Below are 24,062 nucleotides of genomic sequence, written 5' to 3'. Positions count from 1 at the left end.
GGCGCAGCCCGAAGGTGTTGGGCAGGGTGAACACGGCGACGTGCTGGCCGAGGGGGACCAGCCGGCCGTCGTCGTCGGGGCCGAGAGCCAGGCGCCGGACGCCGGAGTGCTGGCCGTCGGCGCCCACCACGAGGTCGTAGTGCTCCTCGGTGCCGGAGGCGAAGCGCACCCGGGCGCCGGCCGGGTCCGGTTCGAGCGCGACGACCCGGTCGCCCCACCGGTGCTCGACGCCGTCGAGCGCACCGGTGAGCAGCGCGGCGAGGTCGTCGCGGAGGATCTCGACGTCGTCGCTCGCGACCGGCCCCCCGGTGAGAGTCACCGCGGTGCTGCGGAAGACCTCGGTGCCGTCCTCGTCGACCAGGGACATGCCGTCCATCGCGGTGCGGGCGGCCCGCAGCGCGGCTCCGAGCCCCATCCGGTCCACGACGGTCAGCGCGGGCCCCCGGACGTCGACGGCCTGCCCGCCGGGCCGCGGCCCCGGCGCCGACTCGACGACGACCGGGCGGAAACCGCGCCGGCGCAGCCACCACGCGAGCGTCGTCCCGGCGATACCGGCCCCGCTGATCAGGATGTCGGTCATACGTCCTCCTCGGTACGGTGTACGCGTCGAGGCTGCCGCCGCTAGCTGCGATGACGTGTGTCGTGTAGTGGCACAGGTGGTACAGGGAGGTCGCCGGTGGACGGTTCGCCCACGGACCGGGTCGCGGCCGCGGTGCGTGCCCGTGTCGAGTCGGGGGATCTGCGGCCCGGGGACCGCGCGCCGTCGGTGCGCGCGCTGGTGGCCGAGCACGGTGTCGCGATGTCCACCGCGGCCCGGGCGCTGACCCGGCTGCGCGAGGAGGGGCTGCTGCGGACGACGGCGCGGGTCGGGTCGGTGGTGGCGGAGCCGACTGGGCCTGCGGGCACCGCTGCGGCGCCGGACACGGCCCGGCTGGTGCGGACCGCGATCGGCATCGCCGACGACGAGGGCCTCGCCGCGCTGTCCATGCGGCGTCTCGCCGGGTCGTTCGGCGTGCCGACGATGTCGCTGTACCGGCTGGTGCGCAGCCGGGACGAGCTGCTGCTGGCGATGCTCGAGACGGTCTTCGCCGAGCTGGTGCTGCCCCGGCCGACGGGCCGTGGCGGGCCCGGCTGGAGGGCGCGGCGCACGCCCAGTGGCGGGTGCACCGGCGGCACCCGTGGCTGGCGCGGGTGCTGTCGCTGTCCCGGCCGCAGGCGCTGCCGTCGCTGCTGCGCTTCGCCGAGTTCGAGCTGGCCGCGTTGGAGGAGGTCGTCGCGGACCCGGTGGAGCGGTTCGACCTGCACCTGGCGCTGACCGGATTCGTGCGGGGGATGGCGCTGACCCTGGCCGCGGAGCAGGAGGCGCAGGCCGACACCGGCGTCGACGCCGACACCTGGTCCGAGCACGACCCGGGGCTGCGGGCCGCGCTGCGCCGTCACGGCGGGCCCGCGCTGCGCCGGGTCGGCGACTACCCGTACGACCTGCAGCGGGTGTTCGACACCGGGATCGCCCGGTTCCTCGACGGGATCAGCTGAACCCCTGCTGCCGCCACGCCTCGTAGACGGCGACGGCGGCGGCGTTGGCCAGGTTCAGCGATCGGTTCGACGGCCGCATCGGCAGCGCCACCGTGCCCGTCACCCAGTCCGCCGCCGCGACCTCGGGCGGCAGCCCGGTCGACTCGCGGCCGAACAGCAGCACGTCCCCGCCGGAGTAGGCGACGTCGGTGTAGCGGACCGGCGCGCCGGGCACGAACGCGAACACCCGTGCCCCGGCGGCCCGCACCCAGCCGGCGAACGCGGCCGTGTCGTCGTGCACGACGACCTCGGCGAGATCGGCGTAGTCGAGCCCGGCCCGGCGCACCGAGCGTTCGTCGAGGGAGAAGCCGAGCGGCCGGACCAGGTGCAGCTCGGCGCCGGTGTTCGCGGCGAGCCGGATCGCGTTGCCGGTGTTCGGCGGGATCTCCGGGGTGTGCAGGGCGAGGCGGACCACGCGCTACTCGTACCAGGTGCCCGCGCTCCAGTGGTTCCCGTCCGGGTCGGCGATCTCGAACAGACGGCTGCCGTACTCGGCGTCGAAGGGCGCGTGCACGACGGTGGCGCCGGCCGCCACGGCACGGGCGAACAGGGCGTCCGGGTCGTCGCACACGAGATGGACGGCGGCGCCGCCGGGCGGGCGGCACCCGTCGTGGGTGGGGCCGAGCATCACGCCGCCGGGGGCGCCGGTCGACCCGGGGCGTACCAGCTCGGCGTGGACGATCGCGCCGTCGTCGCCGGTGTGGACGGCGCGCTCGGTGAAGTCCAGTGCCGAGGTCAGGAAGGTGACCAGGGCGCGCGGGTCGGGGCTGGACAGGCTGGGCCAGAGGCCGGGCAGATCGCTCATGGGTGCGAGGGTGCCGGGGCGGGGTGCCGCGGTCGTGGACGAATCGGAGCCGCCGGTCGGACCCGTTCGGCGCGCCAGGTCAGCGCGGTCGTCCCCGCGAGATCGCGGAAGTCGCGGGCCAGGTGCTGCTGGTCGGCCTACCCGCAGGTCGCAGCCAGCTCGGCGAGCGGAGGGGCGAGCGGGCGGCGCAGGAGCGTGCACGCCCGCTCGAACCGGACGACCCGGGCGGCGGTCTTCGTCCCGAGCCCGGTCTCCCGTCGTACCCGCTCGCCGAGGTGCCGCTCGGACCAGCCGACCTCGCCGGCGACGTCGGCGACCCGCGCGGTCCCGCCGGTGCGGACCAGCACCTCCCAGGCACGGACGACCTCCGGTGGCGGGTCGACCGGGCGGCCCCGGGCGTCGGCGAGACGGCAGAGCGCGGCGTCGAGCAGGGCGCAGCGCGCGGCCCAGTCCGGCGCCGCGCGCAGCCGGTCCAGCAGGCCGTCGAGCCCGGGCAGCAGCAGCGCGAGGTCCACGACGTCGCCGGCCAGCTCGCCGGCGGGTAGCCCGAGCAGCGCGCGGGCGCCCCGCCAGGTCATCTCCAGCTGCATCCCGGCCTGCGCGGCCCCGCCGCTGCCGAGGACCGCGGGCGCGGCGTGCAGGCCGGCGGCCGAGGCGGTGAAGCGCCCGGGGCCGCGTCGCGGATCCGGGGCGGCGATCAGGTCCAGAGCGCCGTCCAGCAGGAGCACGACCGTCAGGTGCGCGCTCGACACACCCTGGTGGGTCCCCACCGGGGCCGCCGGGGAGGACCAGCACCAGATCCCCGACACCAGCGGGCGCAGCCGTGCGGAGGGACGCCAGCGCCGGGCCCCGTCGGACATGGCGGCCAGGGTAGCCCCGCCCGGGCGCTCGGGTGGGTGGTGGTCGTGGCGGGCCGCCGCGGGCCGAGGTCAGAGGGTGAGCAGCATCCGCACGTTGCCCAGGGTGTTCGGCTTGACGTGGGCGAGGTCGAGGAACTCGGCGACGCCGGCGTCGTAGCTGCGCAGCATGGCCGCGAACACCTCGGCCGACACCGGGGTCCCGTCGATCTCGGCGAAACCGTGCCGGGCGAAGAACTGCTTCTCGAAGGTGAGCACGAACAGCCGCTCCAGGCCCAGCTCGCGCGCGCCGTCGATCAGCGCGGAGACGATCCGGTGCCCCACCCCGCGGCCCACCACCGACGGCGACACCGCCACCGTGCGGATCTCGCCCAGGTCCTCCCACAGCACGTGCAGCGCGCCGCAGCCGACGACCACGCCGTCGACCTCGGCGACCAGGAACTCCGGGACCGCCTCGTAGAGGGTGACGGTCTCCTTGGCCAGCAGGACGGTACCCGCGTACTCGTCGACGAGCTCACGGATCCGGCGGACGTCGCGGGTGCGGGCGCGGCGGACGATCACGTCGGGGACCGGGGCGGACACGGGGTCGGGCACGGCAGGAGAGCCTAGACCGGGGTCGCCGACGGCGCCGTCTACCCTGGTGTTCGTGGCTTCCCCCGAGACTGCGCCCCGGCGCGCCGCCCTGCTGACCCTGGGCTGCGCGCGCAACGAGGTCGACTCCGAGGAGCTCGCCGGCCGTCTGGCCGGGTCCGGCTGGGAACTGGTCGACGCCGAGGACGGCAGCCCCGACGTCATCGTCGTCAACACCTGCGGGTTCGTGGAGCAGGCGAAGAAGGACTCGATCGACACGGTGCTGGCCGCCGCGGACGTGGCGCGTCCCGCCGGGGCGAAGGTCGTCGCGGTCGGGTGCCTGGCCGAGCGCTACGGCGCCGAGCTCGCCGCCGACCTCCCCGAGGCCGACGCGGTGCTCGGCTTCGACGCCTACCCCGAGCTCGCTGAGCGGCTCGGCGACGTCCTGGGCGGGCACGCCCCGGCCCCGCACGTCCCCACCGACCGTCGCAAGCTCCTCCCCATCTCGCCGGCGGAGCGCCCGGCCGCGACCGCGGACGTCTCGGTCCCCGGCCACGACTGGGTGCCCGACATCGCGCGCACCCGCCTGTCCGGCGGGCCGGTGGCCTCGCTCAAGCTGGCCTCGGGCTGCGACCGCCGCTGCGCGTTCTGCGCGATCCCGAGCTTCCGCGGCAGCTTCGTGTCCCGCCCGCCGGCCGACGTGCTCGGCGAGGCCGCCTGGCTCGCCCGGCAGGACGTGCGCGAGCTCGTGCTGGTCAGCGAGAACTCCACCAGCTACGGCAAGGACCTCCCCGGCGGCACCCGCGCGCTGGTCGACCTGCTCCCGCAGCTCGCCGCGATCGAGGGCGTCGAGCGGATCCGGGTCGCCTACCTGCAGCCCGCCGAGCTCCGGCCCGACCTGCTGCGTGTCATCGCGACCACGCCGGGCGTCGCGCCGTACTTCGACCTGTCGTTCCAGCACGCGTCGGCGCGGGTGCTGCGCCGGATGCGCCGGTTCGGGTCGCGCACCGACTTCCTCGACCTCTGCGAGCGCATCCGCGCGCTGGCGCCGGAGGCCGGGATCCGCTCCAACGTCATCGTCGGGTTCCCCGGCGAGACCGAGGAGGACCTCGCCGAGCTGGAGGCGTTCCTGACCGGTGCCCGGCTCGACGCCGTCGGGGTGTTCGGCTACTCCGACGAGGACGGCACCGAGGCCGAGGGCTACGACGGCCACGTCGATCCGGCCGAGGTCAGGGCCCGCGTCGCGCGGATCTCGGCGCTGGTCGACGAGCTGATGGAGCAGCGCGCCGAGGAGCGCATCGGCACCGAGGTCGTCGTGCTGGTCGAGTCCGCCGAGGGCGACGAGGACGACTGCACCGGCCGTGCCGCCCACCAGGGCCCCGACGCCGACGGCGAGTGCACCGTCGTCGCGGCGGCGCAGGACGGCCCCGGGCCGGACTCGCTGCGTCCCGGTGACCTCGTCCGCTGCCGCGTCGTGGACACCGAGGGCGTCGACCTGCTGGTGGAGGCCCTGGAGCTGATCGACCCGAACGCACCGGCCGCCGCCGTCCCGGCGGCCTCCGCGGCCGGATGAGCTCGCACCCGGCCGGGGGCGCCGCCGGAGTCGGCGACCCGCCCCTGCTGAACATCGCGAACGCGCTGACGGTCCTGCGGCTGCTGCTCGTCCCGGTGTTCGTCGTCGCGCTGTTCGTCGGCGGCGGCGAGGACGTGGTGTGGCGCCTGGTCGCGTTCGCGGTGTTCGTCGTCGCGGCGGCCACCGACCGGCTCGACGGCCAGCTGGCCCGCAGCCGGGGGCTCGTCACCTGGTTCGGCGCGCTGGTCGACCCGATCGCCGACAAGGCCTTGATGGGCGCGGCCCTGATCGGGCTGTCGATCCTCGATGTGCTGCCCTGGTGGGTGACGATCGTGATCGTCGTCCGCGAGCTGGGCATCACCGTGCTGCGCTTCGTCGTGATCCGCCGGCACGGCGTCATTCCGGCCAGCCGTGGCGGCAAGGCCAAGACCGTCGCCCAGACGGTCGCGATCGGGCTGTTCCTGCTGCCGCTGCCGGAGCTGCTGGGCCCCGGCACCGCGGCCGCGGCCGCGACCGCCGTGCTCGTGCTCCAGTGGGCGGTGATGGCCGTCGCGCTGGTGCTCACCGTGGTGACCGGGGCCGACTACGTCCGCAAGGCCGTCCGGCCCCGGGCCGCCTGACCTGCGGGGACGATCCGGGGCCCGTACGGCGTTGAGGTGTTCGCCGTGGGCGTACAGCGTCACGGCGCGGAGGAACCGGAGAAGTCGGTACGGTGAGACATCACCGGATGTCCGGGGAGCAGTCGAGGAGGGCACATGCTGCTGCGGGAAGCGATCGGCAGTGGGCTGCGTGAGGTGCGCACGGCGCGCCGGCGCACGCTGCGCGACATCTCGCGGGCCGCGCGGGTGAGCCTCGGGTACCTCTCCGAGGTCGAGCGCGGGCGCAAGGAGCCCTCCAGCGAGCTGCTCGCGGCGATCTGCGAGGCACTCGGGGTCTCCGTGCCGGACCTGCTGACCACCGTCGCCGCCGAGATGGCGACGGCGACCTCCGCCGCGGCCGCGAGCCGCCGCGACGACGTGCTCGTCCCGATCGGGCAGCGTCACGCCGAGCTGCGCCTGGCCGGCCGGCCGGGTTCCGTGGTCGCCGCACCGGCGTCCTCGGGCGGCCCGGTGGCCTCGGCGGCCTGATCGCACCGCCGACCCCGGCCGACCGCTCCTGCGCGGTAGGGTGCGGGCAGACCGGCAGCAATGCCAGGATGGACAGGGCCGGAGGCCCGGTTCCGACCACGGTGGGAACGCGGGGTCGGTCCGGGGTCCGCACGCCCGCCGTGGTGGCGGGCACGGTCGCGAGCGAACGCAGGCGGAGGACGCGCAGAGATGGCCAACGGATTCACCAAGTTCTTCAGCTATCTGTCGGCCCTGTTCTCGTCGAAGGTCGACGAGCACGCCGACCCGAAGGTGCAGATCCAGCAGGCCATCGAGGACGCCCAGCGCCAGCACCAGCAGCTGTCGCAGCAGGCCGCCGCGGTGATCGGCAACCAGCGTCAGCTGGAGATGAAGCTGAACCGGCAGCTGGGTGAGATCGAGAAACTGCAGTCGTCGGCGCGGCAGGCACTCGTGCTGGCCGACCAGGCCCGCTCCCAGGGCGACGAGCAGAAGGCCCAGCAGTACGAGCAGTCGGCGCAGACCTTCGCGACCCAGCTGGTGACCGCGGAGCAGGGCGTCGAGGACCTCAAGACGCTGCACGACCAGTCGATCGGTGCCGCCGCCCAGGCCAAGCAGGCCGTCGAGCGGAACTCGATGATGCTGCAGCAGAAGATCGCCGAGCGCACCAAGCTGCTCAGCCAGCTCGAGCAGGCCAAGATGCAGGAGCAGGCCGCGAAGTCGCTGCAGCAGATGAGCGAGCTGTCCGCGCCGCGCAACGCGCCCTCGCTCGACGAGGTCCGCGACAAGATCGAGAAGCGGTACGCCACCGCGCTCGGGTCCGCGGAGCTGGCCCAGAACTCGGTGCAGGGCCGGATGCTGGAGGTCCAGCAGTCGACCACCGACATGGCCGGCATGTCGCGGCTGGAGCAGATCCGGGCGTCGATGTCCGGGGCGCCGATCGCCGGTGGCCAGCAGGCTCAGCAGGTCGGCCAGGGCGAGGCGACCCAGCAGCTGCCGTCCTCGCCGGCACCGGCCCAGCAGCAGAACACCCAGAACCAGCAGCAGCCCGGCACCGCTTGAGCGGCTCAGCCGTTCCACACCGTCCGCCGCGGTCCCGATCCCGGGGCCGCGGCGGACGTGTGTCCGGGCCCGTCCGGGCCGGCGACCCGGCTCCGGGCGCCTCGCCGGCTCCGGCCGTCGGTCGCGACGTGGCCGACGCGGTCAGGGCGTGCGGGCCGCGCCGGGCGGCGGCCGCCCGGGGGCGCCGCGACGCGGGCCGGTGCCGCGGCGCACCGGGCGCGGTGACGGCCCGGCCTGGCAGCGCTGGCACCAGTAGGTGACCCGGGCCCGGTGGTCGTCGCCCTGGTCGGCGGTCCGGATGCGGGTGCCGCAGCGGCGGCACGGCCGCCCGGCCCGCTCGAACACCCAGTGCGCCTCGCCCGCGGCCAGCGAGCCGGTCGTGGTCTGCTCCGGGCGGTCCTTGTTCGACGACAGCAGCCGCCGCGACAGGTCGATCACCCCGGGGAGGTCGGGCACGTCGCGGACCGGTACCCAGGGGGTGAGCCCGAGCAGGAAGCAGATGTCGTTGCGGTAGAGGTTGCCGAGGCCGGCCATGACCCGCTGTTCGAGCAGTACCAGCCCGAGCGGGTGGTCGGCGCGGGCGGTCATCCGGCGCAGCGCCTCGGCGTCGTGGGCGGGGCCCCAGGCCGGGTCGAGCAGGTCGGGCCCGAGGTGCCCGACGAGGGTGTGCTCGTCGTCGGTGGGGAGCAGCTCCAGGTCGTGCAGGGCGAACCCGACGGCGACCCGGTCGGCGGTCGCCAGCACCGCGCGCGCCTCGTGGGCGCCCCGGCGCCAGCGCATCCCGGGCCGGTACAGGTGCCAGGAGCCGTCCATCCGGAAGTGGCTGTGCAGGCTGCGGCCGTCGTCGAAACGGGTGAACAGGTGCTTTCCGACGGAGACGACGCCAGTGACGGTCAGCCCGGCCAGGTCGTGCTCGACCAGCCGCGGGTGGCGCAGCTCGCCGCGCAGCAGCTCGTGCCCGGCCAGCGCGGCGTGCAGCCGCTTGCCGGCCAGGTACACGGTGTCTCCCTCGGGCACGACCGCGACGCTACCCGGGCGGGCCGGACCGTCCCGGGCCCTGTCGACGGCCCTGCCGACGGGTCGGTCGACGGCTCAGTCGACGACGAGCGTCCGCAGCTGCGGCCACACCTGCGACCACGGACGCGTCATGCCCTCGCCCAGCCAGATGCGGTTGCCGTCGCCGAGGTCGGTGACCGGTCGCAGCGCCATCCCGGTGGGGGCGAGCAGGCCGGGGTCCCTGCCGAGGAGGATCACGACGTCGTGGTCGTCCGGGGGCGGGTCGAAGTAGCCGTAGCTGCGGTTGCCGCTGTACCCCGGCGGCAGACCGAGCGCGGGGTCGGCGGTGTCGACGTAGGCCGCGTAGATGTACGAGCCGCCCATCACGACCACGCGGTCCTGCTGGTCGAGGGACAGCCCGTCGCGCACGCGGGCGACCTCCCCGACGATCCGCTCCGGCACGGCCGGGTCGGCCACCCCGGCGCTCGCGGACAGCATCGCCGCGGCGATGGCGACCGACAGCACACCCGCCGGCCATACCCCCCAGGACCACCGTCGTCGCCCGGTCTCGCGCCGCTGCTGGAACCACACCGCCCCGAGCGCGGCGACGGCGCCGTGCAGACCGCACAGGTAGTAGGCGCGTCCCACGGTCACGGCGAACACGATCCACAGCACGAGGAAGGTGACCGCGACGAAGCGGTACGGCCGCAGTCGCGGCGTCGTGAACGCCGCGACCGCCCCGACCACGACGAGCACGGTGCCGAGCAGCCCGGCCAGCAGCAGCATCGCCACCGCGCTGGGGCCCGGCCCGCCGAACAGGACCGACTCCTGCGCGACGACCGACGTCATCCGCAGCTGCGGCCAGCCGTGCACGGCCTGCCACACCAGCGTCGGCGACGCGATCAGCGCCCCGGCCAGCGCGGCCCACCAGAACGCCGGCCGGCGCAGCATCGCCCGCGGCCCGGCCACTCCGATCGCGACCACCAGCACCGCGCCGAGCAGGATCACCTGGAACTTCGTCAGCGCGGCCAGCCCGAGCAGCGGCCCGACGGCGAGGAGCAGCCGGTCGTCGCGGATCCGGGTCCAGCGGACCAGCAGCCACAGCAGTAGCGCCCACTGCAGCGGTTCGAGCGAGTACGGCGTCAGGAAGTGCCCGAACAGCGTCACCCACAGCCCGGTGGCCTGCGCGAGCGCGGTGAGCACCTGGGCACGGCGGTCCCCGCCCAGCTCCCGGGCGATCAGCGCCGCGACGACGACCGCGCCGGCCGTCGCCAGCGACGGCACGATCCGCAGTACCCCGTTCACCCCGGGGGCGAGGGCGTCGGCGAGCCCGGCCAGCGCCGGCGCGACCGGGGGCTGGTCGGCCGAGCCCCAGTCGAGGTGGTGCCGTCCGATCGCCAGCATCAGCGCCTCGTCGAACCAGTACCCGCGCCCCAGCGTCCCCATGACGAGGTGGACGACGGCCACCACCCCGGCGACGATCCCGACGGGCAGCCGCGCGAGCGGTGGAGCGGCCGTGGGCGCGGTGCCGGAGCCCCGGACCGTGGTCGACGACGTCATCTGTCCCTCCGAGCGACGGCGAGGGCGCCGGTGGTGCCCGGGCCCGGCCTCAGCACACCCCGCAGGGTCCTCCCGGCGCAGCGGGCATCGGGCGGTCGGCGATCGACTTCGGTCTACCGCCGGATCACCCCGGGTCAGCCGCGCGGGGCACCGCGGGCGATCCGCAGGGCCCACAGCACCAGCGGGACCTGCAGCGGCAACCGTCCCCAGCCGATCACCCGGTACAGCGGCGCCCTGCGGTTCCACCGCAGGGCCATCGACACGTTCGCCGGGAACACCGCCGCGAACAGTGCGGCCGCGGCGTAACCACCCGTGCGCCGGGTCCGGGGATGCGCGATGGCCGCGGCGACGGCGCCCTCCGCCGCTCCGGAGGCGTAGGTCCAGAACCGGGGTTCCCCGGGCAGGCTGCGCGGGACGATCGAGTCGAACGGCTCGGGCCGCACCACGTGCAGGAGGGCGGCGGTGCCGAGCAGCCCCGCGAGCCCGACGGCGAGGCGTCGGTCGCGGGACGGGATGGTGGGGGAGCGACGGATCATGACCGGGATGGTGCCACCCGGCCGGGCGGTCAGCCGATCGGCGCCGGGAGCCGGTCGACCTCGTAGGTCAGGCCGATCGTGTCGCCGGTGGCCGGGTCGTGCAGCTCCACCCGCCAGGCGTCGGCGAACTGGTCGACCCCCGCCTTCATCGCGACGGTCCCCGACAGCAGGACGGTGCCGGGCACCAGCCAGCCGCGCTCGCGCAGCACGTCGACCCAGTAGGCGGGCGGCAGCAGGGCCGCCAGCGTCGCGTCCTGCACGAGAGCCTCGGTGCCGTCGTGGTCGCCGCCGTGACGGACCCACGCGCGCAGGGTGATGTCGTCGAGCCGGTCGGCGACCTCCGACAGCCGCCAGGCCTTGCGCCCCAGGACGTCGAGACCGGCGTTCTTGCTCCAGGCCACACCGTGCGCCTCCAGCGCGCGGTCGGTGTGGTCGCACGCGACGGTCAGCAGCGGGTCGGTGACGTCGTCGCCGACGACCAGCGCCCACTCCGCCTCGCCGGAGGTCCGGTCGTGCTGGGCGGGGACCCGGTCGGTCTGCGCCGCCAGGTACGGCGCGACCGGGTAGAGCGCGGGCACCGTGTCCGGGGCGGGCACGCCCAGCTCGGCCAGCTCGGCGACGTGCGCGGCGACCTCCTCCTGGGCGCGGCCGGCGTAGCCGGCGTTGAAGACCCGGTGGACCTCCACCGAGCGGGTGTCGCCGTCGGGCAGGGTCAGCTCGAGCGTCACGGGGGACCTCCGTCAGATGTGTACGTCGCGTAACCGATGCGCACGAGGGTTGCGCACACACTTTGTATACAGCAAGTATGAGGCCCGTCCACCCACCGCCCGACCCCGGGAGCCCGCGATGACCTCGCCCTCCGCCTCCTCGTCACCACCGGTCGACCGCCGTGACCTGCGCAAGGCCTTCGTCGCGAGCCTCACCGGCACCTCGCTCGAGTGGTACGACTTCGCCGTCTACTCCGCGGCGGCCGCGCTGGTGTTCCCCGTGCTGTTCTTCCCGGCTGCGGACCCGGTGACCGGTCTGCTGCTCGCGTTCTCCACCTACGCCGTCGGCTACGTCTCGCGCCCGCTCGGCGGTGTCGTGTTCGGCAGGCTCGGCGACGTCATCGGCCGCAAGCAGGTCCTGGTCATCACGCTCGTGTTGATCGGCGTCGCGACGTTTCTCATCGGGCTGCTGCCGACCTACGGCACGATCGGCGTCGCGGCACCGATCCTGCTGGTGCTGCTGCGCTTCGCCCAGGGCGTCGGCGTCGGCGGGGAGTGGGGCGGCGCGGTCCTGCTCTCCAGCGAGTTCGGCGAGCCGCGCCGGCGCGGGTTCTGGGCCTCGGCCGCCCAGGTCGGGCCGCCCGCGGGGAACCTGCTGTCCAACGGCGTCCTGGCCCTGCTCACCCTGCTGCTGACCGACCAGCAGTTCCTGGACTGGGGCTGGCGGCTGGCGTTCCTGCTGTCGGCCGTGCTGGTGGCGTTCGGGCTGTGGATCCGGCTCAAGCTGGAGGACACCCCGGTCTTCCGCGCGATCGCCGAGTCCGGTGACCGGCCGTCGGCGCCGGTGCGCGAGGTGTTCACCGCCGAACGCCGCCCGCTGCTCGCCGGGATCCTCAGCCGGATCGGTCCGGACGTCAGCTACGCCTTGTTCACCGTCTTCGTGCTGACCTTCGCCACCACCCACCTCGGGTTCTCCCGGTCGGAGGTGCTCGGCGCGATCCTGATCGGCTCGGCGCTGCAGCTGCCCGCGATCCCGTTGGCCGGGGCGCTCACCGACCGGTTCAACCGGCGCCTGGTCTATGGCGTCGCCGCGGTCGGGGGAGCGGTGTGGCCGTTCGTCTTCTTCCCGATGATCGCGGGCGGCTCGTTCGCGCTGCTCGTCGTCGGCATCGTCGTCGGGCTCGGCCTGCACTCGTTCATGTACGGGCCGCAGGCCGCGTTCGTCACCGAGCAGTTCTCACCGCGGCTGCGCTACACCGGCAGCTCGCTGGCCTACACCATCGCCGGCGTGGTCGGGGGCGCCGTCGCGCCGCTGGCGTTCACCGCGCTGTCCGGCGGGTCGGGGAACTGGGTGCCGGTCGCGTCCTACCTGGCCATCGCCTGCGCGCTGACCGTCGTCGGGCTGGTCATCGGTCGCGACCCGGACCACGACGAGGACGAGGCCTACCTCGCCCTCACGCCCTGAGCAGCACGCGCAGGGTGAGCTGCAGGTGCTCGTCGATCGCCTCCGCCGCCGCGTCCGGGTCGTCGCCGGCCAGCGTCGCGACGATCCGGTCGTGCTCGGCGCAGACCGCCTGTCGCCGGTCCTCGGTCCGGAACAGCGCGGTCACGCCCACCCGGCGCTGGCGCACCCGCAGCCCGGCGTAGGTCCGCGAGAGCAGCGCGTTCCCGGTGGCGTCGACGAGCGCCTGGTGGAAGACCATGTCGAGCTCGATGAACTCGGCCGGGTCCCCGCCGGCGCCGGCGAGCTCGCGCTGCCGGTCCAGGGCAGCGTTCATCGCCTCGAACGGGACACCGTCGGCGCCCATCGCCGTGCGCGCCGCGTGCTTCTCCAGGACCCCGCGCAGCTCCATCAGCTCGGAGATCTGCCGGCCGGTCAGCGGCGGCACGTAGGCGCCGCGGCCGGGCAGCATCTCGACCAGGCCGTCGGCCACGAGCAGGAGCAACGCCTCACGGACCGGGGTGCGCGACACCCCGATCCGGCCGGCGAGCTCGTTCTCGTTGAGGAACGTGCCCTGCACCCGCGGGTCCACCAGGACGGTCTCGCGCAGGTAGTGCAACGCGCGGTCGCGACCGGACTCCCGTGACGTCGGCATACGACACGTATACACCGAACCACCCCAGGAGACGCCATGCGGATCGCCCTCGTCCAGATCGCCGCCACCACCGACCCGGCGGAGAACCTCACCCTGGTCGCCGACGGCGTCGCCGGCGCGGCCGCCCGGGGCGCGCGGCTGGTCGTGTTCCCCGAGGCCACCCAGTGCCGCTTCGGCGTGCCGCTCGGCCCGGTCGCCGAGCCCCTCGACGGCCCCTGGGCGTCCCGGGTCCGCGGGATCGCCGCCGGTGCGGGGGTCACCGTGGTCGCCGGGATGTTCACCCCCGCCGACGACGGCCGCGTCCGCAACACCCTGCTCGTCACGGGCCCGGGCGTCGAGGAGCACTACGACAAGATCCACCTGTTCGACGCGTTCGGGTTCGCCGAGTCCGACACGGTCGCCCCGGGGGACCGGCCGGTCACGGTCACCGTCGACGGCGTCACCGTCGGCCTCGCGACCTGCTACGACCTGCGGTTCGCCGGCCTGTTCCAGACCCTCGGCGACGCCGGGGCGCAGCTCGTCGTCGTGCCCGCGTCCTGGGGCGCGGGGCCGGGCAAGCGGGAGCAGTGGGAGCTGCTGGTACGTGCCAGGGCCCTCGACTCGACGGCCTGCGTTGCGGCCTGCGACCAGGCGGACCCGGAGGCGGCGGGGCGCCCGGTCCCCGGTGGTGGCGCCCCGACCGGGATCGGGGCGAGCACGGTCGCCGGCCCGACCGGCTCGGTCGTCGCGGCGCTGGACGCCGCACCGGGGACCCTGGTCGTGGACCTGGACCTCGACGCGGTCACCGCGGCCCGCCGGGCGATCCCGGTCCTGGCCAACCGGCGGTACTGACCCGGGGTGCGCGGTGTCGCCGGTCAGGCCCGCAGCCGCAGCCCCTTCGGCGTCACCCGGAACCCGGCCTCGGTGAGCACCTCCGACAGCGCCGAGGCCAGCGAGTCCTGTCCGTCGGCGCGCTCGACGGCGAGCGACCCCAGCCAGCCCTCGTGCACCGCCCCGGCGAGCGACTCGGCCCCGGCGCGCAGCTCGTCACGGTCCTCGGTGAACGACAGCAGGGACTTCCCGCCGCGTTCGACGTAGAGCGCTGGCGCCCCGTCGACGAGGGTGACCAGGGCGCCTGCCTTGCGACCGGGGCGGTGCCGGGTCTCGCCGGTCGTGTCCGGCCACGGCAGGGCGGCGCCGTAGGGCTGCGCGGGGTCGGTGGCGGCGAGCACCACCCGGGACAGCTCGCGCCACGCCTCCCGCGGCGCCTGCGGGCGGCGACCGGCGCCCCCGTCGAACTCGGCGTGGCGACCCGCGCCGCCGAGCCCGCCGCGCAGGTCGTCGGGCACCCCGGCGTACGGGTCGTCGGACATCGGGAGTCCGGCCGCGTCGCCGGAGAGGGCGTCGGGCAGGGGCTCGCCGTCCCCGGCCCGGTCCACGGACCCGGCCCTGCCGGCGGACCCGGTGCGGTCGGTGGGGTCGGTGACGACCGCGCCCGGCCCGGCGCCGAGGCGGCGCGGACCGGTCGGCGGGGCGGGGGACGGGCCGCTCTCGATCCCGGCGAGTGCCCGGACCCGGTCGATCGCACCCGGCACCGCGAACTGCGCCGCGCCCAGCCCCTCGACGATGTAGCCGCGTCGGCACCGGCCGGACTCCTCCATCGCCCGGAGCACCTTGTAGACCGCGGCGAACCCACCCGTGACCCGCTCGGTGCCCAGCGCGCCCCGGGTCAGCACGCCGTGACGCTCCAGGAACGCCTCCGCGGCGGCGTGCGCACGGCGGGTCGGGTCGGGCTCGCGCGGCACCGCCACCGACCAGCGCCCGCCGACCGACGGCGGCCCGGTCCGGCTGGGCATCGACGGCCGCCCCGCACGCAGCTGTGCGTAGCGTCCGCGGGCCGGTCGCCGCGCCGTGCGATGCGCCCCGCCCTGCCGCCCGGAGGCGCCCCGTCGCGAGCCGCCCCCGGACAGCCGGGCCCGCAGCGGGCCGAGCGTGTCGTTGGTGAGCGCACCCGCCCAGACCAGGTCCCAGACGGCGGCGACGACGTCGTCGTCGGAGGGAGCCGGCTCGCCCTGCTCGGTCAGCAGGACCCCGGCCCGGGTCGCGAGCTCGCGGAAGAACAGCGCACCGCCCCCGGAATCGGGCGCCGCCCCCGGGTCGGTCAGCGCGGCCGGGTCGGTCAGCCCGAGCGCGGCCAGCACCGCGGTGTGCAGCGGGGTGCCCGCGGTGTCGAGGTCCGGGGCGGGCAGCAGCAGGTCCGCCACGTCGGCCGGGGCCAGCGCGAGCCAGCCGTCCTGCCCGGACAGCGCGCCGCACCCGACCCAGGTCACCTCACCGGCGGCGGTCAGCTCGTCGAGCAGCGCGGGGGTGTAGCCCGGCAGCCGGGCGGGCAGCACCAGCGACTCGACCGCGCTCGCCGGCAGCGGCGCCCCGGCGAGCTGCTCGACCACACCGAGCACGTCCTCCGCCCCCGGTGCACGGCGCACCCGGCCGCGCCGCTCGGAACCCGACCGCACCTGCACGCCCTGCCACTGCGGCAGGAACCGCCCCAGCGCCCGCTGCTCGACGGGCTCGACCTCGTGCCGCAGCTTCGCCAGCGACGCGCGCCGCAGCCGGCGCAGCACCTCGGCGTCGCAGTACTCCAGCTCACCGCCGGATCCGGCGGGCACCGAGGCCTGCGGGCGCAGCTCGCCCTTCATCAGCCGCCCGGTGCCGGTGAGCCGTTCCAGCACCCCGGCGACCACGGCCACTCCCAGCCCGAAGCGACGGGCGAGCTCGGCGGCGGTGAACGGTCCGTGTGTGCGTGCCCAGCGCAGCACGAGGTCCCCGAGCGGGTCGGGCACCGGCTCGGTGAAGGCCTCCGGCACCCCGACCGGCAGCGCCGTGCCCAGCGCGTCCCGGATGCGCCCGGCGTCCTCGATCGCGATGAAGCGTTCCTCACCGGCGATCCGCACCCGCAGCGCCCGGCGGTCGCGCTCCAGCTGCGCCAGCCACGCCGGGTCGACGCCTCGGGCCCGCGCGTCGGCCTCGGACAGGTCACCGACGAAGCGGAGCAGGTCCGCGGCACCCTCCATGTCACGGGCGTGCCGCTCCGGGGCGGTGCGCTGCAGCTGCCCCTCGATCTCGGCCAGCATCTCCGGGTCGAGCAGCTCCCGGATCGCCTCGGAGCCGAGCAGCTCCGCCAGCAGCGTCGAGTCCAGCGACAGGGCGGCCGCGCGGCGCTCGGCCAGCGGTGCGTCGGCCTCGTAGAGGAACATCCCGACGTAGCCGAACAGCAGGCTGCGCGCGAACGGCGACGGCTGCGCGGACTCGACCTCGACGACCTTGACCCGGCGCGCGGCGACGTCGCCCATCAGCTCGCGGAGCCCCGGCAGGTCGTAGACGTCCTGCACACACTCCCGCATCGCCTCCAGGGTGATCGGGAACTGCTCGAACTTGCCCGCCACGCCCAGCAGCTGTGCCGAGCGCTGGCGCTGCTGCCACAGCGGGCTGCGGCGGCGCGGGTCGCGACGGGGCAGCAGCAGCGCCCGCGCGGCGCACTCCCGGAACCGGGAGGCGTAGAGCGCCGAGTTCCCCAGCTCCGCGACGACGATCTGCTCGATCTCGCCCGGTTCCAGCAGCACGTCCTCCGCACTCGGGACGACCTCGGTGCCGTTGTCGTCGACCGCGTCCGGCAGGCGCAGCACGATCCCGTCGTCCGCGCCCGACGCGCTCACCTCGACCCCGCGTCGCTCCCGCATCCGGGCCGCGATCGCCAGTGCCCACGGCCCGTTGACCTGAGCACCGAACGGCGAGTGCACGACGAGGCGCCAGTCGCCCAGCTCGTCGCGGAACCGCTCCACCAGGATCGTGCGGTCGCTCGGCACGTGCCGGGTCGCCTCACGCTGCTCGCGCAGGTAGGACAGCAGGTTGTCGCAGGCCCACGCGTCGAGCCCGGCCGCGGTGGCGCGCTCGCGGGCCTCGGTGTCGGCCAGCCCGGACATCTCGCGCACGAACGCGCCGACCGCCCGGCCCAGCTCCAGCGGCCGACCGATCGACTCGCCCTTCCAGAACGGCATCCGGGCGGGCACCCCCGGCGCCGGAGTGACGATCACGCGGTCGTGGGTGATGTCCTCGACCCGCCACGACGAGGTCCCCAGCAGGAACGTGTCCCCGACTCGGGACTCGTAGACCATCTCCTCGTCGAGCTCACCGACCCGCGACCCGGCGCCGTCCGCGCCGCCCGGGGTCATCACGGTGAACAGGCCGCGGTCGGGGATGGTGCCGCCGGAGGTGACGGCCAGGCGTTGCGCACCCGGGCGCCCGCGCAGCTCGTCGGTGACCCGGTCCCAGGTGATGCGGGCGCGCAGCTCGCCGAACTCCTCGGACGGGTAGCGCCCGGCCAGCATGTCGAGCACCGAGTGCAGCGCGGAGTCCGGCAGCGCCGCGAACGGGGCCGCCCGGCGGACCGTCGCGGCCAGGTCGGACAGCCGCCACGACTCCATCGCGACCATCGCGACGATCTGCTGGGCCAGGACGTCGAGCGGGTTCCGGGGATAGCGGGTGGACTCGATCGACCCGGTCGTCATCCGTTCGGCGACGACGGCGCAGGACACGAGGTCCCCGCGGTACTTCGGGAACACGACACCCTCGGACACCGCGCCCACCTGGTGCCCGGCGCGCCCGACCCGCTGCAGCCCGGACGCGACCGACGGCGGTGCCTCGACCTGCACGACCAGGTCGACCGCGCCCATGTCGATGCCCAGCTCCAGGCTGGACGTCGCGACGACGCACGGCAGCACGCCGGACTTCAGCTCCTCCTCGACCAGGGTCCGCTGGTCACGCGACATCGAGCCGTGGTGGGCCTTGGCGACCGTCGGTGCGACCCCGCCGCCCACCCCGGACTGCCCGACCGCCTCGGCCGGGAACGCGCCCGGCGCGGTGTCGAGGTGGGCGGCTTCCTCCAGTGCGGCGGCCTCCTGCTCGGCGGCGAGCTCGTTGAGCCGGGAGGTCAGCCGCTCGGCGAGCCGGCGGGAGTTGGAGAACACGATCGTCGACCGGTGCTCGCGCACCAGGCCGAGCAGCCGCTCCTCGACGGCGGGCCAGATCGAGGGCCTGCGTGCGGTGCCCGCGGCGGACCCGACGACCTCCTCGTCGGTGCTGCCCGGCGCGGGCCGCTCGTCGAGCGCGGCCAGGTCGGGCACCGGGACCTGGACCTCGACCCGGATCGTCTTGGGGATCGCGGGCTGCACGACCTCGACCGGGCGCGTACCGGACAGGAACGTCGAGACCTCGTCGACCGGGCGCACGGTCGCCGAGAGCCCGATCCTCTGTGGGGTGGCCTCGGTGATCTCCTCGAGCCGTTCCAGCGACACCGCCAGGTGCGCCCCCCGCTTCGTGCCGGCGACGGCGTGCACCTCGTCGAGGATCACGGTCGTCACCCCGCGCAGCGACTCCCGCGCGGCCGAGGTGAGCAGGAGGAACAGCGACTCCGGAGTGGTCACCAGCACGTCCGGCGGGGTGCGCTGGAACTGGCGCCGCTCGTCGGCCGGGGTGTCGCCGGTGCGCATCCCGACGGTGATGTCCGGAACCGGCTCGTCGAGCCGCTGCGCGGCCTGGCGGATGCCGGTCAGCGGCGAGCGGAGGTTGCGCTGCACGTCGACGGCGAGGGCCTTGAGCGGGGAGACGTAGAGGACCCGGCAGCGGTGCTTGCGTTCGGCGGGCGGTGGCGTCACCGCGAGCCGGTCGAGCGCCCAGAGGAACGCGGCCAGGGTCTTGCCGGACCCGGTCGGCGCGACGACGAGGGCGTTGCGCCCGGCCTGTGCCGCGGACCAGGCGCCCTCCTGGGCCGCGGTGGGCGCGGCGAAGGCCCCCTCGAACCACTGGCGGGTGGCGGGGGAGAAGCCCTCGAGTGCGGTCACGCCGACCATCATGCGGGTGGGGTCCGACAGTCACCCGCCGAGCACCCGCCGAGCACCCGCCGAGTTCCCGTCGAACCGGGCGTGACCTGCGAGGTCAGCGGGCGGCGTCGGCCCTGGTACGGGGCCAGACCTCCGCGGCGTCCTCGGCCGGGAACTCCGCGACGACCGCCGCGACCGTCCAGACCATCGACGCCAGGAAGTCCACGCCCAGCGCGTCGACGTAGTGCGAGGTCTCGCGGGCGTCGGCCGGCTCGACGAGCGGGGCGATGGTGTAGCGCGCCCGGGCCGCGTAGCGCGGACCCAGGTTCTGCCCGATCCAGGCCAGCGCCCGCTCGGCGCGGTCGTCGTGGTCGACCAGCGCGGCGCGGGCGGCGTCGTACCAGTCGGCCAGCACCAGGAAGGCCAGCGACCAGCCGGGCGGCGTGGCGTCCGGCGGCACGTCCCGGTCGACCGCGGTCAGCCGGCGCACGGCGAACCGGGCCGGATCGGGCCCCGGCGCGGCGAGCGTCTCGCGGACCGCCCCGGCCAGCACGTCGGACACCATGCGGTAGGCGTTCCGCAGCTCCGCGTCGTTCGCGCCCGCCGACCGGCGTGCGTTCGGGGTCGTCCCCGCCATGTCCACCGTCCTCCGCTCGTGTGGCCGGGCCGGAGCGTAACGCCCTGGCGCACGGCGGCCGTCGCACGGCAGCATCCGTCCGTGACCGCCGCACCCGACGCTGTCTCCCCGGCCCAGGACCCCGCGCAGCCCCGGCTGCTGACGGTTCTCGCGATGGTGCAGGTGCTCGGCGGGACGGCCGTCGCGACCTCGATCGCCGCGAGCTCGCTGGTCGCCTCCCGGCTGTCCGGCTCACCCGCGGTCGGCGGCGGTGGTGGGCGGCTCGGCCCAGCTCACGGAGTCGCTGGCGGTGGCCGACCGGCCGCGGGTGCAGGGCTCGGTGGACGTGGCGATGAACCTGGCCGGTGCCGCCGCCGGAATCGTGGCCGGGGTGCTCGTGACGGTGTCGTCCGACGCGCTGCTCGGCGCGGTGGCAGTCGTGGTGACGGTGCCGTTCCTGCTGGTGGCGGTGCGTTCGGCCGGTGCGGGACGCCCGGCGGCCGGCTGAGCGGGACCCTCAGCGACGGCGCTGGTGGAGCCACCAGCGCACCAGCACGACCAGCGCGGACAGCAGCGCGAGCAGGGACACGATCTGCCACGCCAGTGGCGAGCCGATGCCGGTCGTCGCGAGGACCTCGTCGGCGACGTCGACCGGGACGGTGGCGAGCAGTTCGGACATATCACCCAGGCTACCTGCTCCGGGGCGTCATCGGGCGGACACCGCACGGAACGGGTGACCCGTCTACCCTCGCGGACGTGCGACTGAGCCACTTCCGGGAACTGATGGAGGGCGAGTTCGGGCCGGTGCGGGCGGCGTCGCTGTCCCGCGACCACGTCTTCTCCGAGCTCGGCGGCCGGACCGTCGAGCAGGCGATCGAGGCCGGCGTCGACCTGCGCCGGATCTGGCGCGCGGTGTGCGCGGCCTACGAGGTCCCACCCGCACGGCGGTAGCGGTGTGCCGGGCGGTCGTGCCGACCGCTCGGCTCCCGTGGGCGCCCGGTCGGCGTGTCGCGGTGTCGGATCGAACGCGTGTTCGTCTACGGTTCGGGCAGGGCTTGCGTTACCGGTCCTGCGGCGTGGTGTCGGACGAGTTGTCCACAGGCGCCGATCCGGGCCCGAAACTGTCAGGGGTACCCCATACCGTTGTGGTGTGCCTCCCCGAAAGACACCAGCAGGACCCGACCGTCGACCACCAGCGAGGAGTCAAGAGATGTCTGCTCCGGACCGCGGCAAGACGCTCGAACTCGCCCTCGCCCAGATCGAGAAGAACCACGGCAAGGGATCGGTGATGCGCCTGGGCGACCAGGCCCGCGTCCCGATCAGTGCCATCTCCACGGGCTCCATCGCGCTCGACGTCGCGCTCGGCGTCGGGGGCATCCCGCGCGGCCGGGTCGTCGAGATCTACGGCCCGGAGTCCAGCGGTAAGACCACGGTCGCGCTGCACTGCGTGGCGAGCGCGCAGGCCGCGGGCGGTGTCGCCGCGTTCATCGACGCCGAGCACGCGCTCGACCCGGAGTACGCCAAGGCGCTCGGTGTCGACACGGACGACCTGCTGGTCTCCCAGCCGGACACCGGTGAGCAGGCGCTGGAGATCGCGGACATGCTGATCCGCTCCGGCGCGCTCGACATCATCGTCATCGACTCGGTGGCCGCGCTCGTGCCGCGTGCCGAGATCGAGGGCGAGATGGGTGACAGCCACGTCGGTCTGCAGGCCAGGCTGATGAGCCAGGCGCTGCGAAAGATCACCGGCGCCCTCAGCAACTCCGGCACCACGGCGATCTTCATCAACCAGCTGCGCGAGAAGATCGGCGTGATGTTCGGGTCCCCGGAGACCACGACCGGTGGTAAGGCGCTGAAGTTCTACGCGTCGGTCCGCATGGACATCCGCCGCATCGAGACGCTGAAGGACGGCACCGACATGGTCGGCAGCCGGACCCGGGTCAAGGTCGTGAAGAACAAGGTGGCCCCGCCGTTCAAGCAGGCGGAGTTCGACGTGCTCTACGGCGTCGGCATCTCCAAGGAGGGTTCGCTGATCGACGTGGGCGTCGAGCAGGGGATCATCCGCAAGTCCGGCGCCTGGTACACCTACGAGGGCGACCAGATGGGGCAGGGCAAGGAGAACGCCCGCAAGTTCCTCAAGGAGAACCCGGACGTCGCCGCCGAGGTCGAGAAGCGCATCAAGGAGAAGCTGGGGATCGGCGCGGTCGTCGACGCCGAGGAGAACAGCCCGGTCGAGCCCCTCCCGGCCCCGGTCGACTTCTGAGCGTGACCGGCGACCACGACGGGTCCGGAGGCACGTCCGGACAGGACGGTGCGGAGCCGACCGGGCCCCGCACCGTCCCGCTCGACGACCTGTTCGGCGTGACCCCGTCGGGCGCCGACGCACCGGATCCGCCCGCGATCCGGACCGCCGACCCGACCGGCGCCGAACCGGGGGAGCCCGCTGCAGAGCCCCCGGCCGTCCCCGGGTGGGACGCGAGTCCGCACCAGGTCTCGTTCGCGACGCTCAGCGGCGCCGACGGGGCCACCGCGGCGATCACCGACCCGCCGGCGACGGCCCGGCCGACGGATCCGGCGGCCGACGCTGCGACGGACGGGGTGGCGGAGCCCGCCCCGGTCCGCAGGCTGACCTTCGACGACCCCGCCCCCTGCCCCGCTGCGGGCAGCGGCACGGACGGTGGTGGCGACGGATCCGGCGCGCCCCGCGTGGTCTCGTTCGAGGAGCTGTCGGGGCGGGGCACACAGCGCGGCGGAGCCCGCCGCGACCGTGGGACCCCCCGCCGGCGCCCGGCCACCGCAGCGGCCCTGACCGGTGCGGGTACCGCGGCGGCCACGACCACTCCGGGCGCCGGGGCCGATCTGTCCCGGAGCACCGGACCTGCCGGGCCGGGCACCGAAGCGACGGGCACCGGGGAGACGGGCGCCACCTCCCGTGGCCGTCGTCGTGGCGAGCGTCGCGGCCGGGGGAGCCGCCGGAGCGAGGAGCGCACCCCGCGCGTCGAGACACCGCAGGAGCAGGAGAGCCGCGCTCGCGACATCTGCCTGCGCCTGCTCACCGACCGCGCCCGCACGGTCAAGGAGCTCGGCGACGCGCTGCGCCGCAAGGAGATCCCCGACGAGGTCGCGCACCGCGTCCTCGAGCGGTTCGACGAGGTCGGCCTCGTCGACGACCAGGCCTTCGCCGAACAGTGGGTCCGGTCCCGGCACCGTCACCGCGGCCTCGGTAGGCGGGCGATCGCGATGGAGCTCCACCGCAAGGGCGTCGACCGCGAGATCGCCGACGAGGCACTCACCGGCATCGACGACGCCTCCGAACGCGACCGGGCCCGTGAGCTCGTCGTGCGGCGGTTGCGGAGCCTGCCCATCGGGAGCCGCGAGGAGCGGCAGTCCAGTGCCCGCAAGCTGGTCGGCATGCTCGCGCGCAAGGGCTACGGCCCCGGGGTCGCCTACGGGGTGGTCAAGGAGGAGATCACCGCCGCCGGTGCGGACGCCGACGAGCTGGGCGAGGCCCCGCCCGAGGACTGACCGTCCCGGCGGGATCCGCCGACCGGTCACGACCGCAGGTACCGGGCGAACCAGTCGCGCATCGTCGGCGTGACGTAGTGGGTCGGCGGCACCTGCTCGGCAGGAACAGCGGGAATCCCTGCGGGACGTGCCCGTGCCGGTCGTGGAAGTAGGTCCCGCTGACCCAGGCCGGGTTGATGTCCAGCTCCCTGCCGCGGACCACTCCCGCGTCGGCGAGCAGCCTGCCCAGCGTGCACACCGACAGTGCCGGCCCGGCGACGTAGACCTCGGTGCCGTCGGCGGTCACGCCGAACCCGGAACGATGGACGAACGCGTTCTGCCCGATCGTGCTGCCCCACTCCGCGGTGCCGCCCGTGGCGCACGTCGGGTTCACCGCGCCGTCGTCGACGAGCGGGAGCAGGTTCTGCCGCCGCACCGCCGGATCCGGGGCGGTGGCGTCCCGCCCGCCGGTCGCCCCCTCCACTGTCGTACCCGGGGCCACGGCCCTCGGCGGGACCAGCGTCTCCAGCACCATGCGCCGTCGTCCTCCTGCGTCGTGGCAGCATGATCCGCCGCCGCGGTGGAGCCTTCCGGTCGTTGCGCGGAGCAACCACAGAGAACGCTGAGCGATCACTGAGAGTCGA

Annotated in this window: 24 protein-coding genes and 2 pseudogenes; 12 read left to right on the top strand and 14 right to left on the bottom strand. The window is 75.0% G+C overall.

What is annotated here, in order from left to right; genetic code table 11:
• Positions 1 to 151 precede the first annotated feature (151 nt).
• A pseudogene (locus XF36_RS34280) lies at positions 152 to 580 on the bottom strand (FAD-dependent oxidoreductase); the annotation flags it as partial.
• A gap of 57 nt (positions 581 to 637) precedes the next feature.
• Between XF36_RS34280 and XF36_RS35250 the strand changes: the two are divergent.
• Positions 638 to 820 (top strand): annotated as a pseudogene (locus tag XF36_RS35250) (GntR family transcriptional regulator); the annotation flags it as partial.
• A 341-nt stretch (positions 821 to 1,161) separates the two neighbouring features.
• The gene (locus tag XF36_RS32535; protein ID WP_060712814.1) at positions 1,162 to 1,536 is read left to right on the top strand and encodes a hypothetical protein; all 375 of its coding nucleotides are present in this window, start codon (positions 1,162 to 1,164) and stop codon (positions 1,534 to 1,536) included.
• Here XF36_RS32535 and XF36_RS17535 read toward each other — a convergent pair.
• The 4 genes from XF36_RS17535 to XF36_RS17520 all read right to left on the bottom strand — a co-directional run bounded on the left by XF36_RS17535 (position 1,529) and on the right by XF36_RS17520 (position 3,831).
• Complete coding sequence (locus tag XF36_RS17535) at positions 1,529 to 1,990, bottom strand: tRNA (cytidine(34)-2'-O)-methyltransferase (RefSeq protein WP_060712813.1); 462 nt, start codon at positions 1,988 to 1,990, stop codon at positions 1,529 to 1,531. The two genes, XF36_RS32535 and XF36_RS17535, sit on opposite strands and share 8 nt — an antisense overlap.
• Positions 1,991 to 1,993: 3 nt before the next feature.
• Positions 1,994 to 2,380 carry a VOC family protein gene (locus XF36_RS17530; RefSeq protein WP_060712812.1) on the bottom strand — a complete coding sequence of 129 codons (387 nt, stop codon included), beginning with the start codon at positions 2,378 to 2,380 and terminating at the stop codon, positions 1,994 to 1,996.
• A 137-nt stretch (positions 2,381 to 2,517) separates the two neighbouring features.
• On the bottom strand, positions 2,518 to 3,240 hold the full coding sequence (locus XF36_RS17525) for a helix-turn-helix domain-containing protein (protein WP_064485451.1): 723 nt from the start codon (positions 3,238 to 3,240) through the stop codon (positions 2,518 to 2,520).
• Positions 3,241 to 3,309: 69 nt separating this feature from the next.
• The gene (locus XF36_RS17520) at positions 3,310 to 3,831 is read right to left on the bottom strand and encodes an amino-acid N-acetyltransferase (protein ID WP_020623218.1); all 522 of its coding nucleotides are present in this window, start codon (positions 3,829 to 3,831) and stop codon (positions 3,310 to 3,312) included.
• A gap of 52 nt (positions 3,832 to 3,883) precedes the next feature.
• Between XF36_RS17520 and rimO the strand changes: the two genes are divergently transcribed.
• The 4 genes from rimO to XF36_RS17500 all read left to right on the top strand — a co-directional run bounded on the left by rimO (position 3,884) and on the right by XF36_RS17500 (position 7,545).
• Complete coding sequence (gene rimO, locus XF36_RS17515; RefSeq protein WP_060714782.1) at positions 3,884 to 5,380, top strand: 30S ribosomal protein S12 methylthiotransferase RimO; 1,497 nt, start codon at positions 3,884 to 3,886, stop codon at positions 5,378 to 5,380.
• The gene (gene pgsA, locus XF36_RS17510) at positions 5,377 to 6,000 is read left to right on the top strand and encodes a CDP-diacylglycerol--glycerol-3-phosphate 3-phosphatidyltransferase (RefSeq protein ID WP_060712811.1); all 624 of its coding nucleotides are present in this window, start codon (positions 5,377 to 5,379) and stop codon (positions 5,998 to 6,000) included. Before rimO ends, pgsA begins: the two co-directional genes overlap by 4 nt.
• 135 nt (positions 6,001 to 6,135) lie before the next feature.
• Positions 6,136 to 6,507 (top strand): helix-turn-helix domain-containing protein, encoded by a 372-nt coding sequence (locus XF36_RS17505; RefSeq protein ID WP_020623215.1) that lies wholly within the window; start codon positions 6,136 to 6,138, stop codon positions 6,505 to 6,507.
• Positions 6,508 to 6,696: 189 nt separating this feature from the next.
• Entirely contained in the window at positions 6,697 to 7,545 is an 849-nt protein-coding gene (locus XF36_RS17500; protein ID WP_060712810.1) for a PspA/IM30 family protein, read from the top strand.
• A gap of 141 nt (positions 7,546 to 7,686) precedes the next feature.
• Here the strand turns inward: XF36_RS17500 and XF36_RS17495 are convergent, their stop codons facing one another.
• The 4 genes from XF36_RS17495 to XF36_RS17480 form a co-directional block, all read right to left on the bottom strand.
• Complete coding sequence (locus XF36_RS17495) at positions 7,687 to 8,562, bottom strand: DNA-formamidopyrimidine glycosylase family protein (RefSeq protein WP_060712809.1); 876 nt, start codon at positions 8,560 to 8,562, stop codon at positions 7,687 to 7,689.
• A gap of 75 nt (positions 8,563 to 8,637) precedes the next feature.
• Entirely contained in the window at positions 8,638 to 10,101 is a 1,464-nt protein-coding gene (locus XF36_RS17490; RefSeq protein ID WP_060712808.1) for a glycosyltransferase family 39 protein, read from the bottom strand.
• Positions 10,102 to 10,235: 134 nt separating this feature from the next.
• Positions 10,236 to 10,637, bottom strand: a complete 402-nt coding sequence (locus tag XF36_RS17485; RefSeq protein WP_060712807.1) for a DoxX family protein — start codon at positions 10,635 to 10,637, stop codon at positions 10,236 to 10,238.
• A gap of 29 nt (positions 10,638 to 10,666) precedes the next feature.
• Positions 10,667 to 11,365 (bottom strand): DUF2848 domain-containing protein, encoded by a 699-nt coding sequence (locus XF36_RS17480; RefSeq protein WP_060712806.1) that lies wholly within the window; start codon positions 11,363 to 11,365, stop codon positions 10,667 to 10,669.
• 118 nt (positions 11,366 to 11,483) lie between these two features.
• Here XF36_RS17480 and XF36_RS17475 point away from each other — a divergent pair, with 118 nt between their 5' ends.
• Complete coding sequence (locus tag XF36_RS17475; protein ID WP_060712805.1) at positions 11,484 to 12,809, top strand: MFS transporter; 1,326 nt, start codon at positions 11,484 to 11,486, stop codon at positions 12,807 to 12,809.
• Here XF36_RS17475 and XF36_RS17470 read toward each other — a convergent pair.
• On the bottom strand, positions 12,799 to 13,440 hold the full coding sequence (locus XF36_RS17470; RefSeq protein ID WP_060712804.1) for a GntR family transcriptional regulator: 642 nt from the start codon (positions 13,438 to 13,440) through the stop codon (positions 12,799 to 12,801). The genes XF36_RS17475 and XF36_RS17470 overlap by 11 nt on opposite strands.
• A 36-nt stretch (positions 13,441 to 13,476) precedes the next feature.
• Here XF36_RS17470 and XF36_RS17465 point away from each other — a divergent pair, with 36 nt between their 5' ends.
• Entirely contained in the window at positions 13,477 to 14,271 is a 795-nt protein-coding gene (locus tag XF36_RS17465; RefSeq protein ID WP_060712803.1) for a carbon-nitrogen hydrolase family protein, read from the top strand.
• 23 nt (positions 14,272 to 14,294) lie between these two features.
• Here the strand turns inward: XF36_RS17465 and XF36_RS17460 are convergent, their stop codons facing one another.
• The gene (locus tag XF36_RS17460; protein WP_060712802.1) at positions 14,295 to 19,331 is read right to left on the bottom strand and encodes an ATP-dependent helicase; all 5,037 of its coding nucleotides are present in this window, start codon (positions 19,329 to 19,331) and stop codon (positions 14,295 to 14,297) included.
• Between the two features lie 82 nt (positions 19,332 to 19,413).
• Positions 19,414 to 19,935 carry a hypothetical protein gene (locus XF36_RS17455; RefSeq protein ID WP_060712801.1) on the bottom strand — a complete coding sequence of 174 codons (522 nt, stop codon included), beginning with the start codon at positions 19,933 to 19,935 and terminating at the stop codon, positions 19,414 to 19,416.
• A gap of 250 nt (positions 19,936 to 20,185) precedes the next feature.
• Here XF36_RS17455 and XF36_RS17450 point away from each other — a divergent pair, with 250 nt between their 5' ends.
• Complete coding sequence (locus XF36_RS17450; RefSeq protein ID WP_060712800.1) at positions 20,186 to 20,422, top strand: hypothetical protein; 237 nt, start codon at positions 20,186 to 20,188, stop codon at positions 20,420 to 20,422.
• A gap of 9 nt (positions 20,423 to 20,431) precedes the next feature.
• Here XF36_RS17450 and XF36_RS32530 read toward each other — a convergent pair whose 3' ends face one another.
• The gene (locus XF36_RS32530; protein ID WP_020624151.1) at positions 20,432 to 20,593 is read right to left on the bottom strand and encodes a hypothetical protein; all 162 of its coding nucleotides are present in this window, start codon (positions 20,591 to 20,593) and stop codon (positions 20,432 to 20,434) included.
• 77 nt (positions 20,594 to 20,670) lie between these two features.
• Here XF36_RS32530 and XF36_RS17445 point away from each other — a divergent pair, with 77 nt between their 5' ends.
• The 3 genes from XF36_RS17445 (at position 20,671) to XF36_RS35245 (ending at position 23,439) form a co-directional block, all read left to right on the top strand.
• Positions 20,671 to 20,865, top strand: coding sequence for a DUF3046 domain-containing protein (locus tag XF36_RS17445; protein ID WP_043278601.1), 195 nt, complete (start codon positions 20,671 to 20,673; stop codon positions 20,863 to 20,865).
• Positions 20,866 to 21,124: 259 nt separating this feature from the next.
• On the top strand, positions 21,125 to 22,177 hold the full coding sequence (gene recA, locus XF36_RS17440; protein WP_060712799.1) for a recombinase RecA: 1,053 nt from the start codon (positions 21,125 to 21,127) through the stop codon (positions 22,175 to 22,177).
• 2 nt (positions 22,178 to 22,179) lie between these two features.
• A complete protein-coding gene (locus XF36_RS35245) occupies positions 22,180 to 23,439 on the top strand; it encodes a RecX family transcriptional regulator (RefSeq protein WP_168169535.1) in 1,260 nt (419 codons plus the stop codon).
• Here the strand turns inward: XF36_RS35245 and XF36_RS17430 are convergent.
• Positions 23,384 to 23,953 (bottom strand): hypothetical protein, encoded by a 570-nt coding sequence (locus tag XF36_RS17430; RefSeq protein ID WP_060712798.1) that lies wholly within the window; start codon positions 23,951 to 23,953, stop codon positions 23,384 to 23,386. The genes XF36_RS35245 and XF36_RS17430 overlap by 56 nt on opposite strands.
• Positions 23,954 to 24,062 lie beyond the last annotated feature (109 nt).

Source organism: Pseudonocardia sp. HH130629-09 (assembly GCF_001294645.1).
Lineage (GTDB): Bacteria > Actinomycetota > Actinomycetes > Mycobacteriales > Pseudonocardiaceae > Pseudonocardia.
This window is presented reverse-complemented; position numbering and strand designations above follow the sequence as displayed.